Source organism: Ramlibacter pinisoli (assembly GCF_009758015.1).
Lineage (GTDB): Bacteria > Pseudomonadota > Gammaproteobacteria > Burkholderiales > Burkholderiaceae_C > Ramlibacter > Ramlibacter pinisoli.
This window is the reverse complement of sequence record NZ_WSEL01000009.1, coordinates 1,613,738-1,631,355: the sequence shown is the minus strand read 5'-3', so window position 1 is coordinate 1,631,355 and position 17,618 is coordinate 1,613,738. Positions and strand designations below refer to the sequence as shown.

12 protein-coding genes, 1 tRNA gene and 2 pseudogenes are annotated in these 17,618 nt (G+C 70.8%); 4 read left to right on the top strand and 11 right to left on the bottom strand.

Features of this window, described 5'->3' with window-relative positions; genetic code table 11:
- Window positions 1-586: 586 nt before the first annotated feature.
- Both GON04_RS26920 and GON04_RS22140 read right to left on the bottom strand, forming a co-directional pair.
- Window positions 587-880 (bottom strand): annotated as a pseudogene (locus tag GON04_RS26920) (MlaD family protein); the annotation flags it as partial.
- A 155-nt stretch (window positions 881-1,035) separates the two neighbouring features.
- Window positions 1,036-2,673, bottom strand: a complete 1,638-nt coding sequence (locus GON04_RS22140; RefSeq protein ID WP_157400144.1) for a mechanosensitive ion channel family protein — start codon at window positions 2,671-2,673, stop codon at window positions 1,036-1,038.
- Window positions 2,674-2,857: 184 nt separating this feature from the next.
- Between GON04_RS22140 and GON04_RS27305 the strand changes: the two are divergent.
- A pseudogene (locus GON04_RS27305) lies at window positions 2,858-3,319 on the top strand (class I SAM-dependent methyltransferase); the annotation flags it as partial.
- Between the two features lie 518 nt (window positions 3,320-3,837).
- Here GON04_RS27305 and GON04_RS22130 read toward each other — a convergent pair.
- The 6 genes from GON04_RS22130 to GON04_RS22105 all read right to left on the bottom strand — a co-directional run bounded on the left by GON04_RS22130 (window position 3,838) and on the right by GON04_RS22105 (window position 9,450).
- A complete protein-coding gene (locus GON04_RS22130; protein WP_157400143.1) occupies window positions 3,838-4,107 on the bottom strand; it encodes a hypothetical protein in 270 nt (89 codons plus the stop codon).
- 206 nt (window positions 4,108-4,313) lie between these two features.
- Window positions 4,314-4,389, bottom strand: a tRNA-Thr gene (locus GON04_RS22125).
- 13 nt (window positions 4,390-4,402) lie between these two features.
- The gene (locus GON04_RS22120) at window positions 4,403-6,208 is read right to left on the bottom strand and encodes an alpha/beta fold hydrolase (RefSeq protein ID WP_157400142.1); all 1,806 of its coding nucleotides are present in this window, start codon (window positions 6,206-6,208) and stop codon (window positions 4,403-4,405) included.
- Complete coding sequence (locus tag GON04_RS22115) at window positions 6,205-8,709, bottom strand: glycosyl hydrolase 2 galactose-binding domain-containing protein (protein ID WP_157400141.1); 2,505 nt, start codon at window positions 8,707-8,709, stop codon at window positions 6,205-6,207. The genes GON04_RS22120 and GON04_RS22115 overlap by 4 nt, the downstream gene beginning before the upstream one ends.
- A gap of 12 nt (window positions 8,710-8,721) precedes the next feature.
- The gene (locus GON04_RS22110) at window positions 8,722-8,979 is read right to left on the bottom strand and encodes an acyl carrier protein (RefSeq protein ID WP_157400140.1); all 258 of its coding nucleotides are present in this window, start codon (window positions 8,977-8,979) and stop codon (window positions 8,722-8,724) included.
- Between the two features lie 15 nt (window positions 8,980-8,994).
- A complete protein-coding gene (locus GON04_RS22105; RefSeq protein WP_181653709.1) occupies window positions 8,995-9,450 on the bottom strand; it encodes a holo-ACP synthase in 456 nt (151 codons plus the stop codon).
- A gap of 85 nt (window positions 9,451-9,535) precedes the next feature.
- Here GON04_RS22105 and GON04_RS22100 point away from each other — a divergent pair, with 85 nt between their 5' ends.
- Genes GON04_RS22100 through GON04_RS22090 form a run of 3 tightly spaced genes read left to right on the top strand, consistent with a single transcriptional unit; the run spans window position 9,536 to window position 12,624 of the window.
- Entirely contained in the window at window positions 9,536-10,708 is a 1,173-nt protein-coding gene (locus tag GON04_RS22100) for an acyl-CoA dehydrogenase family protein (protein WP_181653708.1), read from the top strand.
- Entirely contained in the window at window positions 10,709-11,623 is a 915-nt protein-coding gene (locus GON04_RS22095) for an amino acid--[acyl-carrier-protein] ligase (protein WP_157400137.1), read from the top strand.
- A gap of 20 nt (window positions 11,624-11,643) precedes the next feature.
- On the top strand, window positions 11,644-12,624 hold the full coding sequence (locus tag GON04_RS22090; RefSeq protein WP_157400136.1) for a DUF1839 family protein: 981 nt from the start codon (window positions 11,644-11,646) through the stop codon (window positions 12,622-12,624).
- 161 nt (window positions 12,625-12,785) lie between these two features.
- Here GON04_RS22090 and GON04_RS22085 read toward each other — a convergent pair whose 3' ends face one another.
- The 3 genes from GON04_RS22085 to prfB form a co-directional block, all read right to left on the bottom strand.
- Window positions 12,786-13,796 carry a class 1 fructose-bisphosphatase gene (locus GON04_RS22085; protein ID WP_157400135.1) on the bottom strand — a complete coding sequence of 337 codons (1,011 nt, stop codon included), beginning with the start codon at window positions 13,794-13,796 and terminating at the stop codon, window positions 12,786-12,788.
- 20 nt (window positions 13,797-13,816) lie between these two features.
- Window positions 13,817-16,465 carry an aminopeptidase N gene (gene pepN, locus GON04_RS22080; protein ID WP_157400134.1) on the bottom strand — a complete coding sequence of 883 codons (2,649 nt, stop codon included), beginning with the start codon at window positions 16,463-16,465 and terminating at the stop codon, window positions 13,817-13,819.
- Between the two features lie 26 nt (window positions 16,466-16,491).
- A protein-coding gene (gene prfB / locus GON04_RS22075) for a peptide chain release factor 2 (RefSeq protein WP_157400133.1) occupies window positions 16,492-17,596 on the bottom strand; the annotation gives its coding sequence in 2 pieces (ribosomal slippage) (window positions 16,492-17,514 and window positions 17,516-17,596; 1,104 coding nt in all).
- Window positions 17,597-17,618 lie beyond the last annotated feature (22 nt).

Sequence of the window (17,618 nt, the reverse complement as noted above, 5' to 3'; positions counted from 1 at the left end):
TCAGCAGCTCGTTCATGCGCGCCAGCATCTGCCGGGTCTGGGGCAGGAGCTGCCCGTCGATCGTGCGCAGCGCCGCCTGGCCCGACTGCGCCATCGGCGCCAGCGCCTTGCCGGCCGCATCGACCTGCTGCAGGGTGCCGGCCGCCGACTGCGCCACGCCGTCGATGCGCGCCAGCGTGTTCTCTGCGTGCGGCAGTACGCCGTCGCGCAGCCCGCGCGCCACCTCGCCGCCGGCCTGCAGCAGGGGCGGCAGCTGGGCCGACGCGCGTTCCATGTTGGCGAGGGTCGAACGCAGCCTGGCCTGGTCGGCGGCCAGGGTGGTGCTGACCTGCTGGAGGTTGGCGACGGTCGACTTGAGTGCCCGGATGGTGTCGGCGTCCAGCGTGTCCTGGAGCATCGCCGTGACGCCGCGCACGCTCTCGTTCAACTGGTGGATCGAGGTGTCCAGCGTGACCGACTCGACCGGCGCCGTCGGGATGCGGGTGTAGGACTCGCCCGGCTGGCGCACCAGGGCGGCCCCGCCCCCCGGCTTGTCCTCCAGGCTCACGTACACGTAGCCGGTGAAGCCGCGCGTGGCCAGCCCGCGCCCCGAGATGGTGGCCACGGTCGCCTTGGTGACCGGCGCCTCGCGCCTGACGTGCAGCAGCACCTGCACGGTCCGCGCGTCGAGCAGCCGCACCTCGTGGACGGATCCCACCTCGACCCCGTGGAACTCGACCGGCGAGCCTTCGATCAGCCCCGAAACCGGGTCCTGGGTACGCAGTTCATAGGTCGCGTAGCTGCCCGGCAGGCCGACGTACCAAGCCGCGGCCGCTGCCGCCGCGGCCAGCAGAACCGCTGCGAAGACCCACCAGGCGCGCTTCTCGATGCTGCCTTGCATGGCATGCTCCCTTGCAAAGGCGGTTGGACGCCGACGCACTGCCGGGGAACCGCCGCACCCCGTCAGGAACGAGACCTGGCGCAACTGTGCTCCTTTTCGGCACTGCGGTCGCGCAAGGCCCTGCGGGCCGGACTGGCTGGCTCATCCGGAACCCATCACCCCGTGGCGCCCGCTGCCGCCGCCCCGGGGACCGTCCAGGCTGGCGCGAAGACGGCGCCCCGGGCCTGGACCACGCGCATCACCTGCAGCAGCAGCTCCTCGCGCAAGGCCAGGAATTCCAGCCCATCCGCGGTCTGGAAGTAGGCGAACAGTTCCACTTCGATGCCCTGGACGCCGAAGCCCGCGAGCCGCACCCGCGCACCGGTCGGATCGATCCGCGGATGCCCCGCCAGCAGCCCGCGCAGTTCCTCCAGCAGCGTGCGCAGCTCGTGCTCCGTCGGCCCGTAGGCCAGGCGCACGCTGGTCTGCAGCAGGATCTTGCCGCGCGAGGCGAAGTTCTCCAGGGTGTCCTGCGCCAGCACGCCGGCCGGGATGGACAGCAGGGTCTGCTCGAAGGTGCGGATGCGGACCGATCGCAGCGTGATGTCCTCGACCACGCCCATGTGGGCCCCGATGCGGCAGGTGTCGCCGACCGCGATCGCCTGGTCTGCCAGCAGCATCAGGCCGCCCAGGATGTTCTCGACCGTCTTCTGCGCGCCGAGGGCGACGGCGATGCCCGCGATGCCCAGGCCGGCGAGTGCCGCGGTGACCTGGACCCCGGCGACCGCCAGCATGCCCAGCACGGCCGCCACCAGCAGCAGGGCCATGAACAGGCGCTCGCCCAGCAGCAGCAGTGAACGCGGCCCGCTGCGGCCTTCCTGCAGCAGCCGTGCGCTGGCGCGCTCGAACAGGACCCGGGCACTGCGATGCAAGGTCCAGGCCAACGCCGCCACCAGCAGGGCGGCGATCACGCGCACGTAGATGACCCGGAACGCGAGCGAGCTGCCGAAGGCCGGCAGTGCGGCGGTGTGCAGCAGGAGGACCAGGACGACGGCCAAGGGCCATCGTGCTGCGACATACCACTGTGCCCAGAGCGGGCTCCGCTTGCGCGCGAGTCCGCGCGTCAATGCGCGAAGCGCCCACAGCAATGCGGGGACCACCAGCAGCGGCAGCGCCAGCGAAGCGGCCCAGATCACCAGCTGGGGAAGCGGTGCACCCAGCACCACGGTGTGCGACAGGGCGTCGGGCAGGACCCGCTCGGCCCAGGAGCGGTCCATGTCGGCATGCAGCTGCGGCACGCGCGCCAGCGTCTGGCTGGACACCAGCCAGACGAGGCGGCCCTCCGGATCCTGGACCCTGACCAACTCCAGGTAGAACTCGTCGCCGCCGATGCGCATCGGGCCGACGCGGTCCCGGTCGATCGGCAGGCCGTCGTTGATGCGGCCCTCGGGGCGGTCGCTGATGGTGGAGAGCGGAACCAGGAAGTAGCGGTCGGTCAGCTCACCCAGCTGCCTGGCCAGCAGCTCGCCCTTGTCGCGCTGCGCGGCGGACAGCTGCAGGTAGCGCGCGCCCAGCCCGAAGTTGCCGCTGTTCGCGGCGCTCGAAAAACGGGTGAAGCTGCCGCGCGGCGTCTCGCGGCCCAGCGGATCGCGGGCTTGCTGGGCCTCCGCTGGCTGGCTCGGCGCCGGCCGCGTGCCAGGAATCTGGCCGATGGCCCCCCAGGGCAGCAGCGCCAGCCAGGCGGCGAGCACCAGCCCGGCCAGCCTGGACCACACCGCGGCCCAGGCCATGGGTCGGTGCAGGGGACGCGCCATGCGTGGATGCTAGGCATGAGCACGGGGCCCGGGGGATGGGACGATGGTCCCATGGCGGCTGCGCACTTGCACGCATCAGTTCGAGCCGGCGCCTGCAGGGTGGCGTCATGCGCCGAGGCTCGAGCGAATCCAGCTCCGGGAAGATCTTGATGTGCTACGCGTGCGTGTTCGCTAGACTGAACCAATGGCGGAGAACTCCAAGGTACGCAACCTCTACGAAGCGTTCCCATTCCCGGCGCGCAACCCGGTCGCGGAACGTCCGGGCAGTCTCCCCCTGACGCGCACCGACATCCTCGGAAAGGTTCACCACCACGTGTTCGGCGGGCGGCGGGATCTCGGCAAGGGATTCCGGGCGCTGGTTGCCGGTGGCGGCACGGGCGACTCCGCGATTTTCCTGGCCGCGCAACTGAAAGATTCCGACGCCGAGATCGTCTACCTGGACATCAGCGAGGCGAGCCTGGACATCGCGCGCCAGAGGGCCAGCGCAAGGGGACTGGAATCGCGCGTGCGCTGGATCCATGGCTCCCTGTTGGACGCCCCCCGGCTGGGGATCGGCCGCTTCGACTACATCTCCTGCCTCGGTGTCCTGCACCACCTGGCAGATCCCGATGCGGGCCTGCGCGCGCTGGCCGAGGTGCTGGGCGAGGACGGGGGCATGGGGCTGATGGTCTACGGCCGCTATGGGCGTGCCGACGTGTATGCAATGCAGGACCTCATGCGCCTGGTCAACAAGGGCGAGCCGGACCTGCGCAACCAGATCGCCAACTTCAAGGAATCGGTGCGCGCGCTGTCGCCGGCACACCTCATGCTTCGAGGGCGGAGCCGCCAGAAGGTCGAGGCCACCATGGCGGATGACGCAAACCTCGTGGATACGTTCCTGCATGCGCAGGACCGCGCGTACACCGTCCCCGAGCTCTACCAGTTCGTGGAAGCCGCCGGCTTGTCCGTGGCGAACTTCACCAACTTCCACGAAACGCTGCGGCTGGAGTACGAGCCGGACATCTACTTCGAGGGCGAGGAGCTCAGGCAGAAGTTGATGCCGCGCGAACGGCGCGAGCGCCAGGCCATCGGCGAACTGCTGCACGGCCACATGTATGCGCACGGCTTCTATGCGGCGCGTCCCGGGCGTGCGGCGGCAAGCTTCCAGGACCCGGAGATGGTCCCCTACTTCCTGACCGCCACGGCGGCCGAGACCGCAGGGCGCTTGCGCGAGCGCGGAGCCGTCACGGTGCAGTTTTCCTCCCGCCACACGATCCGGCTCCAGCCATCGGCCGCCGCGCTGGCCTGCCTGGCGATGGTCGACGGCGTGCGGTCACTCTCCCAGATCTGGACGGAGGCGGGGCGCCCCCTGAACATGGCGGCCGCCGAGGTAGCGGCCGCGGTCGCCCCCGAGTTCGAGCGCTTCAACGCATTGAATGGGTCTTCCTGCGGCACCAGGATTGTCCGGCGCCGCCGATGCTCGCGTACGCGTTCCGCGGCGACGCGGCAAAGATCGCGCCTGACGCCTAGCCTGCGGGCGCTGGCGAGGCCGCCCGGTGTCACCCCCGGGGATGGGCCCCCGCCGCGGCGCCACGGCGGCGACAGGCCGGACGCAAAAAGGGCCTGCTGCCATTTTCATAGCAGCAAGCCCTTGCGTGATCTGGTGCCGGAGAGAGGAATCGAACCCCCGACCTTCGCATTACGAATGCGCTGCTCTACCAACTGAGCTACTCCGGCACGGAGCCCGCGATTATAGCGGCGGTCGCAGCGCCAGCTGATCGGGCGCCGACACCCGGGCCGAAGCGGGGGCGGGGGCCGGCGCGGCGGCCGTGCGCTGGTCCAGGTGGCGCAACAGGGCCTCGACCACCCCCGGCTGGTTGCCGGGGCGCGAGAAGGTGTGGTCGGCGTCCGGCACGATCTCCATGCGGAACCCCGGCTGGCCGCGCAGGCGGTGGCCGCCGGCGCCGAAGTGGAACTCCACGTAGTCGCGCCCGTCGTCGGCGTCCGACACCAGCATCAGCACCCTGCAGCCGCGCCGGCACAGGCGGCGCATCCGGTCCGTCAGGCTGCCGCCGCTGCCCGGCGCCACCAGCCGCCGCAGGCGGGCCGCCGCCAGGGCGAGGAAGCGGCGCGCGATCAGCGGCACGTCGATCTCGCCGCGGACCAGGCGCTGCCAGGTCTCGGCCCGCAGCAGCGCTCGCCGGTACCAGCTGCTGGACTTGGCGTAGTTCTGCATCGACGACTGCCAGGTGTCGCCCGGCTGGCCGGGGGTCCATTCCAGCAGGCGCGAGTTCATCAGCACCACGCTGCCCACCCGCGGATCGACCAGAGCGGTCTGGAAGGCGACGTACGAGCCCGAGCAGATGCCCATCAGCACGAACTCGCGGCAGCCGCGCTGGGACAGCGCGTCCAGCGCGGCGCGCACGTCGGCTGCCGCGTCCTTGTCGTACAGGCTGGCCCAGGGCTGTCCGGCCAGGGGCGGGCTGTCGCCGATGCCGGGCAGGTCCAGGCGCAGCACGCGGTGGCCGGCCGCGGCCAGGGCTCGCGCCGCCGTCACGTAGAAGCGGTGCGGACCGATGCGGTGATTGCCGCCCACGTTGAGCAGCACGATGGCCGTCTGGCCGCACCGGTCGCGCGGCGCGCCTGCGACCGGCTCCGCCACCACCCCGTGCAGAGGCTGACCCGGCCGCAGTTGCAGCAGGCGCTCGCGCACCGGACCGGTGATGCCGTCGGGCGCCCGGACGGTCGGGCCGGGCGGGGTGTCGCCGCTGCGCAGCGGCACGCCGGCAGCCAGCCAGTCGGCCACGGTGCGCAGCGTCTCGGGCGCGAGCACGCCGGCGCGCGGCTCGTCGACCATGGCGGCAAAACCCGGCAGGACCTGGACCGTCACCTCGATCCCGAGCTGGCGCAGCGCCTTGGGCAGCGGCCCCTCGCCCGGGATGTCGTCGCGGCCCACCACCAGCACCTGGCGTGCCGGCGCGGCGTCCAGACGGGTTGCGTCCAGGGCCAGCAGGTCCTGCACGGTGGCGGCGGTGTAGCGGTAGCCGAAGGCGTGCACGCCGCCGTCGGCATCCACCACCCCGGCGGCGCGCAGTTCGCGCACGAAGGCCTTGCCGCTGGGGCAGGGTGCCCACAGCAGCAGCCGGTCGACACCGCCGAGCCGGGCCGCGGCGGCGACGGCCAGCGTGGCGCCCAGCCGGATGCCCAGCAGCGCGATGCGCCCTGCGCCCGAACAGGCACGGGCCTGCGCGACCGCTGCCTCGACGCTGGCCAGCCAGGCCGCGACGCGGCCGGGGTCGTTGTCGTCGCCGGCCGAATCGCCGGTGCCGTGGTAGTCGAACCGGAACACCGGCAGGCCGGCCTGCGCCAGCGAGCGGGCGAGCTGCACCTGCGTGGGATAGCTGCAGACCGCCTCGTGGCCGATGGGCGGGCACAGCACGACGGCGATGTCGTGCGCCGGCGCCTGGGGTGGATGGAACCAGCCCAGGCACCAGCCACCGGCGGCCTCGACATGCAGCGGCACCGCGTCGGTATGGGCGTGCGTCGGGTGGGTCATGGCTGCGTCTCCAGCGGGACCGCCGCAGCGGCATTCAGGGCAAGGACCTGGCCGGCCAGCACCGCCCCCGCCACCGTGCGGCGCAGGTGGACCTGGCGCGAGGCACCGGGTGCGAGGTGAAAGTGATCGTCGGCCGCCTGCCAGCCGGGAACGTCGAGATGGACGCCGACCGCGCACCGGCCGGTGCGCACCGTGGCGACCGCTTCACCATCGCCGGTGATGTCGACTGCGGCCGCCAGGCCGAGATCGCGCGAACGCGTGGCCACCAGCGGCGCCAGCCCGAGCGGGAAGTGCAGGGCGGTCGCGACCTCCCGGCCGTCCTCCAGCAGGCGTGCACTGACCACCTCGCAAGACGGCGGGCCGAAGCGGTAGGCGTGGTTGAGGTCGAGGAACTGGCCGAGCACCTCGATCGCATTCAGGGTGCAGCCGCCGCGCGCGGTGGCCACCACGGGACGCTCCGCCCGGGCCACCTGCACGTCGCCCTCGCGCCACGCCGACAGTTCCAGCACCAGCCGACGCTCCAGCGGCGTGTCGTTGACCACGTGCACGGCGAGCCCGTTGCCGCCCTCGTCGGTGAGGAACACGGCCAGCGGCTGCAGGCAGCGGCGCACGGCATGCCAGCAGGCCTTGGGGTCGCCTTGCTCGTCGAGCAGTCCCCAGCCGGCACCGGCCCAGAGATCGCGCAGCTGCAGGACCAGCGCGCCGGCGCAGCCCGATGCCGGCCGGCGCCACTCGGCGAACGCGGCCGCCATCGCCTCCGCGGTCGCCAGCCGGCCCAGCGCCAGGTAGCGGTCGTGGTCCTGGTGGCGCAGCCGGGCGGGATCGACGTCGAACAGCCGCTGCAGGTAGTGGTCGCGCACGTCGTCGAAGTCCCAGCCGGCGCCCAAGTCGCGCGGCGAGCGCGCCTTCCACTGCGGGTGGTGCACGCGCGTGGCCAGGCCACCGGGCAGGCGGGCCAGCGCCGCGTCGTCGGGGATGTTGGCGAAGGCCAGGCACTCGGTGGCGAAGCGCAGGCCGCTGCGGCGCGCGTCGTCCAGTGGTCGCTCGTAGGCACCGACGCCGTAGTACGAGGTGGTGCCGGTGTCGGCCTGGTGCGGGAAGGCGCCGCCGTGGGCGCTCGAGGGCCAGTACGGCGTGGCGGGGGCGTGCTGCGCGCACAGCGCCGGCAGCTGCCGGTGGAAGAACGCCGGCTGCCACAGCTCGCGCGGCGCCCCCCACATCGCCGCCTGCTGTTCGACTTCGCTGTTGCCGCACAGCACCGCGACGCAGGCGCGATGGCCGAGGCGCGCGGCGAGCTGGGCGGCCTCGCGTGCCGCCAGGTCCGCGAAGCCGGCATCGTCGAACGGGTAGTCCATGCTGGCAAACGGGAAGTCCTGCCACACCAGCACGCCGAGCGCGTCGCAGGCGTCGTAGAAGTGGTCTTCCTCGGGCGGCAGCGTGCCGGCCAGGCGCAGCATGTTCAGGCCGGCGTCGCGCACCTGGCCGACCGCGGCGCGACATTCGGCGGCGCCGGAGCGCAGGCTGACCGGATCGAGCGGCGTCCAGCCGGCGCCGCGGCAGAAGATGCGCTCGCTGTTCACCCGCAGCGCGAAGCCGTCGCCCGTGCGATCGATCTCGACCTGGCGAAAGCCGACCGTCCCCAGCCCAAGGGTGCGAACGGCGCCGCTGCGCGACCGGGTGCGCAGGGCCGCCGTGGAGAGCAGGGGCTCGCCATGCGTATGCGGCCACCACAGTGCCGGCTGTGCCACCGTCACGTGGGCGGTGTAGCGTTCGCCGCCATGGCTCTCCAACGGCCGCACCTGCTCGGCGCCGTCGGGGCCACGCAGCACGAACTCCGCCTCGACCAGATCCCGCGCCCAGCCGGCCGGGGCGCGCAGCTCGACCGCGCACTGCCCCTGGCCCGCAACCAGCGACGGCTGCAGCCGCCAGGCGATGGCCTGGTCCTCGGGGCAACACCACACGTCGCGCCAGGGGCCAACCGGGGCGGCCGGCGGGGACCATCCCGGCGTGCGGCCGAGCAAGCTGGTGCGCATCCAGCGCAGTTGCTGGTGCGCCACCATGGGCGTGCGCCAGCGCGGCCGCGGCCGGCGTTGCTGCAGGGCGGCCTGTACCGAGGCGAAGCGGATGAGCAGCTCGTTCGCGCCTGCGTGCACGAGTGCTGCGGGCCGCGCCTGGTGGGCGAGGAACATCGAGTCCGAGTGCAGCAGCGTCTGCCCGTTGAGCCGCACCTCGGCCAAGGTGGCGAGCCCGTCGAAGCCGAGCACCATGTCTTGCAGTGCGGCGCCGTCGACCTGCGCGGCGTACCACCAGTCCTGGGCGTCGAAGTCGTGCGGTGAACCATCGAGCGACCAGCGGCCGGCAGCGCGCCAGGCCGCTGCTGCGGTGAGGGGCCGTTCGAGCGGCACCCAGTCGGCGGATTCCCCCGGCGCCGGTGCGCCGGGTTCGGTGGCGCACAGGCGCCAGCGCGCGGGCAGCGCCCCGCGCCGCGGCAGGCCATCCATGGGCATGGAGGCTCAGTCCGCCATCAGCTCCTGCAGCGCACGCTCGATCGAGCCGATGCTGCGAAACACGTTGCGCTTGAGCATGTGGTCGGGGAACTCGACGTCGAACTCGCCTTCGAGCGCGAGCATGACGTTCACGCTCGCATGCGAGGTCATGCCGTGCTGGTAGAGGTCGGCGTCCGGGGCCAGCTGTTCGGGGTCGGCGCCCAGGCGCCCGTGGTCCCGCAGCACGCGGCGGATGGTGGTGTCAGCTTGTAGCAGAGTGCTCATGGCGTCGCATTCTGTTCAGCGACCTGACCCGACCGTGTCGGACACAGCCGCAACCGTCGCCATCGCGTATGCGCCCTCATGGCTCCAACAGACTAGCGCCCTGGCAACGCCTAGTTCCCGCGCCTTGTCGCGTGCCACGCCATGCAAGACGAGGCGACATGCGCCGCCGGTGCCGGCAACGACCTCCATCTCGCGCCAGTTCACGCCATCGTCGCTGAGCGACAGCGCCTTGATGGTTGCTTCCTTGACGGCAAAGCGCAGCGCGAAGCCCTCCGCCTCGCGGCCCGGCACGGCGCGCGCGTCGGCCTGCTCGCGCTCGGTGAACAGCCGCGTTGCGAACGCGTCGCCGAACGCGCGCAGCGATTCTTCGATGCGCGGGATGTGGACGAGGTCGATGCCGAGCCCGACCACGGCGGGCAACGTGGCCCACATGGCTCGTTCGAGTGGCTGGATGAGGTGCTTGCTCGGCAATTTCGGGCTCTTCTCCGCCCCACGGACGAGAACGGCGATGCTAGTGTGGCTCACACCTTCTCATGCATGGGAGAACGAGCAAGACATGGATTCGCACACCGCAACGGGATTTCCGCAACTCATCGATTCCGTGCGCAAGGTCGCGGCCGGCGTGGCCGCGGCGCAGGCGCCGGACGTCGATGCCAGGGCGCGCTTTCCGATCGAGACCCTGGCCGCGCTGCGAGAGGACCACGTGCTGGCCGCCGCGGTCCCGCGTGAACTCGGCGGGCCAGGTTGCAACGTGCAGGAGCTCTCGCAGCTGTGTGCCGCGCTGGCCCAGGCCTGCGGATCCAGCGCCATGGTGCTGGCCATGCACTACATCCAGCTCGCCTGCCTGGCGCGCCACGGGATGGGCAGCGACTACCTGCGCGACTACCTGCGCGACCTGGTGCGCCGGCAGGATCTGCTGGCCTCGATGACGTCGGAGGTCGGCCCGTCCGGCGACACGCGTTCCAGCGTGTGCGCAGTGCGCCGCGCCGGCGACCGGTTCCAGCTCGACAAGGACGCCACCACCGGCTCCTACTGCGCGCATGCCGATGCCATCCTGGTCACCTGCCGCAAGGACGAGGAGGCGGCCCGCAGCGACCAGGTGCTGGTGCTGGTGCGGCGCGAGGACTGCACGCTGACCCAGACGACGAGCTGGGACACGCTGGGCATGCGCGGTACCTGCAGTCCGGGCTTCCAGTTGCGCTCGAGCGGCGCGGTGGAGCAGATCGTGCCCGGCGCCTTCGCCGACTGTTCGGCCCAGACCATGGTCCCGTATTCGCACATCCTGTGGTCGGCGCTGTGGTGGGGCATCGCGGCTGGCGCGGTGGCCAAGGCCGCCAGCTTCGTGCGCGGCCAGGCCCGGCAAACGCCCGGCACGGTGCCGCCCACCGCCACCCGCCTGGCCGAGTTGCAGGTGCAGCTGCAGGCCCTCAAGCAGAACTGGCTGTCGGCCGCACGCGACTTCGATGCGCTGGGCGACGACCGCGAGGAGCTGATGGGCATGGGCTGGGCCCTGCGGCTGAACAACCTCAAGATCGCCAGCTCCGAGGCGGCACCGCGCATCGTGCACCAGGCGCTGCAGATCGTCGGCATCCTCGGCTACAAGAACGACAGCCCCTTCGCCCTGGGGCGGCACTACCGCGACGCCCTGTCGGGCTCGCTCATGATTTCCAACGATCGCATCGCCGCCAAGAACGCGTCGATGCTCCTGGTCTACAAGGACGCTGCCTGAATGGACATCCGCACCTACGAAATCCACGGCTTCACCGAAGCGCTGATCGAGAACGGCCTGATCGTGCCCACCGGCATCGCCGGTGCCTACGGCCGCGGCCCCGTGTTCGAGGACATCCTGCGCCGCTTCGACGACCTCGTCACCCGCACGGCCGCGCCGGACAACGCCCAGGAACTGATGTTCCCGCCCATCCTGGCGCGCGCCCTGATCGAGAAGGTCGGCTACATGGACAACTTCCCGCAGCTGGCGGGATCGGTGCACAGCTTCCGCGGCAGCGACCAGCAGGCCCGCGAGCTGTCGGCGCGCGTGCATGCCGGCGAGCGCTGGGAGGACCTGCTGGCCCCCACCGACGTCATGCTGACGCCGGCTGCCTGCTATCCCGTCTATCCCACCTTCAGCGGCCTGCTGCCGGCGGGCGGCCGGCTGGTCACGGTGATGAACTGGGTGTTCCGCCACGAGCCGTCGGACGAGCCCACGCGGCTGCAGCACTTCCGCATGCGCGAGTACATCCGGGTCGGCCGGCCCGACGAGGTGGTGGCCTGGCGCGACGCCTGGCTGCAGCGCGGCCTGGAACTGCTGCGCGGGCTGCAACTGCCGGTGGACAGCGACGTCGCGTCCGATCCGTTCTTCGGCCGCGCCGGCCGGATGATGGCCGCCAACCAGGTCGACCAGCGGCTGAAATTCGAGATCCTGTGCCCGGTGATCTCGCGCGAGAAGCCCACCGCCATCTGCTCGTTCAACTGGCACCAGGACCACTTCAGCGGCAAGTTCGGCATCCTCAATGCCGACAGTTCGGTGGCGCACACGGCCTGCCTGGGCTTCGGCCTGGAGCGGGTGACGCTGGCATTGATCAAGACGCACGGCTACGACCCGGCCGACTGGCCGCAGACCGTGCGCGCGCAGCTGTGGCCCTGAGTGCGAGCGGGAGCCGTCCCATGAGCCTCGCCGCCTTGCCCGGCCTGGTGCCGGAGAGCTACCGCCGGCACCGCCTGCACGGCGATGCCGCGGCCTGGCCGGAGAAGAACTGCTACGCCGACCTGTGGATCGGGTTCCTGCACACGCTGGGGCTGGAGCCGCTCGCGATGCTGTCGTTCACGCTGGCGGTCGACTTCGAGGGCGACCAGTGGACGTTCTTCAAGCCGCCCGCAGCCGAGCTGCGCAGCCTGTACGGCGTCGACGTGCAGGAGCTCACCATCTGGCGCCCGCTCGTCGAGCATGCCCAGGAGCACCTGGCCGCCGGCAAGCTCATCGCCACCGAGTCCGATGCGTTCTGGCTGCCCGACACCGCCGGCACCGACTACCGGCGCGCCCACACCAAGACCACCATCCTGATGGCGGAGCTCGACCTCGCGCGCCAGCGCCTGGGCTACTTCCACAACGCCGGCTACTTCGAGCTGGAGGGCGAGGATTTCCGCCAGCTGTTCCGGCTCGACGCCGCGCCCGATCCGGCCTTCCTGCCGCTGTTCGCCGAGGTGGTGCGCATCGACCGGCTGGTGCGGCGCACGCCGTCCGACCTGTCCGACCTGGCGTTCGAGCTGCTGTGCGACCACCATGGGTGGCGGCCGCGCACCAACCCGTTCCCGCGCTTCGCCGCCCGCCTCGAGCAGGACCTGCCGACGCTGCGCGAGCAGGGCCTGGCGCACTACCACCAGTGGGCGTTCGCCTCGGTGCGGCAGGCCGGCGCTGCCTTCGAACTGCTGGCCGCGCACCTGCGCTGGATGGCCACCCAGGGCTACCCGGAACTGGACGATCCGGCCGCCTGCTTCGAGGCGATCGCGCAGGCCAACAAGACGCTGATCCTCAAGGGCGCGCGCGCCGTCCATTCCGGCCGGCCGCTCGCGGCAGACGAACTGCTGCAGGGGATGGCCACGGACTGGGAGCAGGGGATGGCGCTGCTGGCGCCGCTGGTGGGGTGAAGGAACACATGAACCCGTCACGTCCTTGCGGGCTTGACCCGCAAGCCATCTTGCGCGCGAGGACCGGGTGCGGCCTGGTTCCGGAGATGGATGCCGGGTCAAGCCCGGCATGACGGGAAGGGGCGAAGACCGCCCCTCATTTCCCGCGCGACGGTCTAGCCCTACTGCTTGGCTTCGCGGTGGTACGACGTGACCCGCTCGACCTCGTTCTTCGACCCCAGGATCACGCTCACCCGCTCGTGCAGCTTCGTCGGCTGGATGTCTAGGATCCGCTCGTGGCCGTTGGTGGCGGCGCCGCCCGCCTGCTCGACGAGCCAGCCCATGGGGTTGGCCTCGTACATCAGGCGCAGCTTGCCCGGCTTCCCGGGCTCGCGCTTGTCCCAGGGGTACATGAAGATGCCGCCGCGCGTGAGGATGCGGTGCACGTCGGCCACCATGGAGGCGACCCAGCGCATGTTGAAGTCCTTGCCGCGCGGGCCTTCCTTGCCGGCCAGGCACTCGTCGATGTAGCGCTTCACGGGGGCGTCCCAGTGCCGCATGTTCGACATGTTGATGGCGAATTCCTTCGTGTCCTCGGGGATGCGCACGTTCTCCTGGGTGAGCACGAACGAGCCCTGCTCGCGGTCGAGCGTGAACATCGCGACGCCGTCGCCCACCGTCAGCACCAGCGTGGTCTGCGGGCCGTACACGCAGTAGCCGGCCGCCACCTGGCGGTTGCCCGGCTGCAGGAAGTCGCCTTCGTCCACGCCGCGGTCGTCCTCGGGCATGCGCAGCACGCTGAAGATGGTGCCGATGCTCACGTTGACGTCGATGTTGGACGAGCCGTCCAGCGGGTCGAACAGCAGCAGGTACTCGCCGTGCGGGTAGCGGTTGGGCACCACGTAGATGCCGTCCATTTCCTCGCTGGCCATGCCGGCCAGGTGGCCGCCCCATTCGTTGGCCTCGATCAGCACCTCGTTGGCGATGATGTCCAGCTTCTTCTGCATCTCGCCCTGCACGTTCTCGCTGCCGGCCGAGCCGAGCACGCCGCCCAGCGCGCCCTTGTTGACGGCGTGGCTGATGCTCTTGCAGGCCCGGGCCACGACTTCGAGCAGCAGCCGCAGCTGCGAGGGGATGAGGCCGTCGACGCGTTGCTGCTCGACGAGGTAGCGGGTGAGGGAGATCTTGCTCATGTCGGTCCTGGGGCGTTCGGTCAGTCGGCGAGGGCGCGGGTGACCACCTCGCGCACGTCGTTGGACAGGTCGGGCTTGGCGGCCACGCGGGCGATGGCCTCGCGGGCGGCGCCGCGCATCGGCTCGGCCAGCTTGCGCCAGCGGTCCAGCGCGCGCGCCAGCCGCGCCGCCACCTGCGGGTTCAGGCCGTCCAGCTCCATGACGCGCTCGCTCCAGAACACGTAGCCGGCCGCGTCGGGGCGGTGGAAGGCGCCCGGGTTGGCGCTGCAGTAGCTGAAGATCAGGCTGCGGGCGCGGTTCGGGTTGCGGATGTTGAAGTCCGGGTGGTGCATCAGCTGGCGCACCGCCGGCAGGATGTTGCCGCCGCGGTCGGGCGCGCCGGCCTGCAGCGCGAACCACTTGTCGAGCACCAGGGCCTCGTCGCGGAACATCGCGTGGAAGCGCTCCAGCGCCGGCCGCGCCAGGTCCTGGCCGCCCACCACCAGCGCCGCCAGGGCGTTGAAGCGGTCGGTCATGTTGGAGGCGTCCTTGAAGCGCTGGTAGGCCTTGCCCGGCCACACCGTGTCGCCGGCCTGGCGCGCGGCGATGCACAGGTGGGTGAGGGCCAGCCCGGCCAGGGCGCGCCGGCCCGACGACACCGGGTCGGGGCTGTAGGCGCCGCTCTCGCGGTGCGCGTCCCAGGCCCAGGCCCAGTCGTCCAGCAGCGCGGTGGCCAGCTGCTCGCGCATCGATTCGCGCACCGCATGCACCCGCTGCGGATCGACCACCTCGAGCTGCTCGCCGATGTAGGCCTCGGCGGGCAACGTGAGCACCAGCTCCTTGAAGGCGGCATCGAGCGTCGGGTGGCGCAGGATGCTGCGCATGGCCTCGATGTAGGGCGCGTCGAGCCGCAGCGGGCCGCCGGCGGGGTCGCCGATGCAGGCCAGCGCACGGTTGACGGCCAGCCGCTGCGCCGCTTCCCAGCGGTTGAACGGATCGGTGTCGTGCTCCAGCAGGGTCAGCAGCTGGGCATCGGTGTAGTCGAAGTCCAGCACCACCGGCGCGGTGAACCCGCGCAGGATGGAGGGCACCGGCTCGCCCTGCAGGCCGGGCACGGTGAGCGTCTCGCTCTCCTGCGTGAGCACGTGCATGCCGCTGGCGACCTCGCGGCCGCCGGCGTCCAGCAGGCCCCAGGCGATCGGGATCACGAACGGTTCCTTGGCGCCCTGGCCCGGCGTCGGCGGGCAGCTCTGCGACAGCGCAAGGCCGTAGGTGCCGCTGGCGGCATCCCAGCTCGCGCGCGCCGTGACGCGGGGCGTGCCGGCCTGGCTGTACCAGCGCTTGAACTGCGGCAGCAGCCCGGCGAACCGGCTCTGCGGGTTGGCGTCGGCGATGGCCTGGGCGAAGTCGTCGCAGGTGACCGCCTGGCCGTCGTGGCGCTGGAAGTACAGCTCCATGCCGCGCCGGAAGCCCTCGCGGCCGACCAGGGTCTGCATCATGCGGACGACTTCGGCGCCCTTCTCGTACACCGTCACGGTGTAGAAGTTGTTGATCTCCAGGTACTGGTCGGGGCGCACCGGGTGCGCCATCGGGCCGGCGTCCTCGGGGAACTGGGCGGTGCGCAGCACCCGCACGTCCTCGATGCGCTTGACCGCGCGGGCCGAGGCCTCGCCGGCCAGGTCCTGGCTGAACTCCTGGTCGCGAAAGACGGTGAGGCCTTCCTTGAGCGACAGCTGGAACCAGTCGCGGCAGGTGACCCGGTTGCCGGTCCAGTTGTGGAAGTACTCGTGTCCCACCACCGACTCGATGTTGCCGAAGTCGACGTCGGTCGCGGTGGCCTGGCTGGCCAGAACGTACTTCGTGTTGAAGATGTTCAGGCCCTTGTTCTCCATCGCGCCCATGTTGAAGTCGCTGGTGGCGACGATCATGAAGCGCTCGAGGTCGAGCGGCAGGCCGAAGCGGGCCTCGTCCCAGGCCACCGAGGCCATCAGCGAGTTCATCGCGTGCTCGGTCTTGTCCAGGTCGCCGGGACGCACGAACACCTGCAGCAGGTGGTCCTTCCCGGTGCGCGAGCGGATGCGCTGTTCGCGGCACACCAGCTGACCGGCTACCAGCGCGAACAGGTAGCAGGGCTTGCGGAACGGGTCGACCCACTTGGCGAAGTGGCGGCCGTCGCCCAGGTCGCCCTGCTCGACCAGGTTGCCGTTGGACAGCAGCACCGGGTACTTGCGGCGGTCGGCGCGCAGCAGCACGGTGTAGCTGGCCATCACGTCGGGCCGGTCGAGGAAGTAGGTGATGCGGCGGAAGCCCTCGGCCTCGCACTGGGTGAAGAACGAGTCGTTGCTGACGTACAGGCCCATCAGCTTGCTGTTCTTGGCCGGTGCGCAGGTGGTGAAGATCTCGAGCTTGAACGGCTCGTTGCCCGCCGGCAGGTTCTCCAGCACCAGCCGGCTGCCTTCCATCTTGAACGAGGTGCCCTGGCCGTCGACCAGCACCCGCGAGAGCACCAGTTCGTCGCCGTCCAGGCGCAGCGGCTGCGGCTGCACGTCCGGGTTGCGGCGCACCGTCATCCGGTTGAGCACCCGGGTCTTGGCAGGGTCGAGATCGAAGCACAGTTCGACGGTGTCGATCCAGTACGCGGGCGCCTGGTAATCGGCCCGGTAGACGACGGTGGATTGGCCTTCTCGCATGGTCACAGTGTTCGGTTGGGACGGCTTCAGACGCCCTGCTTGAGCGATGCCTGGATGAACGGGTCGAGATCGCCGTCCAGCACCTTCTGCGTGTTGGAGATCTCGACGTTGGTGCGCAGGTCCTTGATGCGGCTCTGGTCCAGCACGTAGCTGCGGATCTGGTGGCCCCAGCCGACGTCGGTCTTGGTGTCCTCCAGCTTCTGCTGCTCCTCCATGCGCTTGCGCATCTCGTGGTCGTACAGGCGCGAACGCAGGCGCTGCCAGGCGACGTCTCGGTTGCTGTGCTGGCTGCGGCTGTCCTGGCACTGCACCACGATGCCGGTGGGCACGTGGGTCAGGCGCACCGCCGAATCGGTCTTGTTGATGTGCTGGCCGCCGGCGCCCGAGGCGCGGAAGGTGTCGACCCGCACGTCGGCCGGGTTGATGTTGATCTCCACCGAGTCGTCGATCTCGGGGTAGACGAACACGCTGGCGAAGCTGGTGTGGCGGCCGCCGGCGGAGTCGAACGGCGACTTGCGCACCAGCCGGTGCACGCCGGTCTCGGTGCGCAGCAGGCCGTAGGCGTACTCGCCCTCGACCTTGATGGTGGCGCTCTTGATGCCGGCCACGTCGCCGGCGGTCTCGTCCTCGACGTTGGACTTGAAGCCCTTGCGCTCGGCGTACTTCAGGTACTGGCGCAGCAGCATGCCGGCCCAGTCGCAGGCCTCGGTGCCGCCCGCGCCGGCCTGGATGTCCAGGAAGGCGTTCATGGGGTCGGCCGCCTGGTTGAACATGCGCCGGAACTCCAGGTCCTCGACGATGGCGGTGAGCTTGGCGGCCTCGGCCTCGATGGTCTGCAGGCCGGCCTCGTCGCCGTCCTCCTTGCTCATCTCGTACAGCTCGAGGTTGTCGGCCAGTTCACGGTCGAGGTCCTGCAGCACGATGACGACGCCATCGAGCTGCTTCTTTTCCTTGCCCAGTTCCTGGGCCTTCTTCGGGTCGTTCCAGACCGCCGGGTCCTCGAGGGCGGCGGTGACGGTCCTCAGGCGTTCGGACTTGGCATCGTAGTCAAAGATACCCCCGAAGCTGACCGCACCTGGACTGCAGGTCCGCGAGGGTGGTGCCGATGAGGTTGATGCGTTCTGCGTCCATGGTGTGCTTTCGGGGAAACCGT

Bases quoted from the DNA above. Each gene is read 5' to 3' on its own strand.
- GON04_RS22140 (WP_157400144.1), bottom strand. From the start codon at position 2,673: ATGGCGCGTCCCCTGCACCGACCCATGGCCTGGGCCGCGGTGTGGTCC.
- GON04_RS22120 (WP_157400142.1), bottom strand. From the start codon at position 6,208: ATGACCCACCCGACGCACGCCCATACCGACGCGGTGCCGCTGCATGTC.
- GON04_RS22115 (WP_157400141.1), bottom strand. From the start codon at position 8,709: ATGGATGGCCTGCCGCGGCGCGGGGCGCTGCCCGCGCGCTGGCGCCTG.
- GON04_RS22110 (WP_157400140.1), bottom strand. From the start codon at position 8,979: ATGAGCACTCTGCTACAAGCTGACACCACCATCCGCCGCGTGCTGCGG.
- GON04_RS22100 (WP_181653708.1), top strand. From the start codon at position 9,536: ATGGATTCGCACACCGCAACGGGATTTCCGCAACTCATCGATTCCGTG.
- GON04_RS22095 (WP_157400137.1), top strand. From the start codon at position 10,709: ATGGACATCCGCACCTACGAAATCCACGGCTTCACCGAAGCGCTGATC.
- GON04_RS22090 (WP_157400136.1), top strand. From the start codon at position 11,644: ATGAGCCTCGCCGCCTTGCCCGGCCTGGTGCCGGAGAGCTACCGCCGG.
- GON04_RS22085 (WP_157400135.1), bottom strand. From the start codon at position 13,796: ATGAGCAAGATCTCCCTCACCCGCTACCTCGTCGAGCAGCAACGCGTC.
- pepN (WP_157400134.1), bottom strand. From the start codon at position 16,465: ATGCGAGAAGGCCAATCCACCGTCGTCTACCGGGCCGATTACCAGGCG.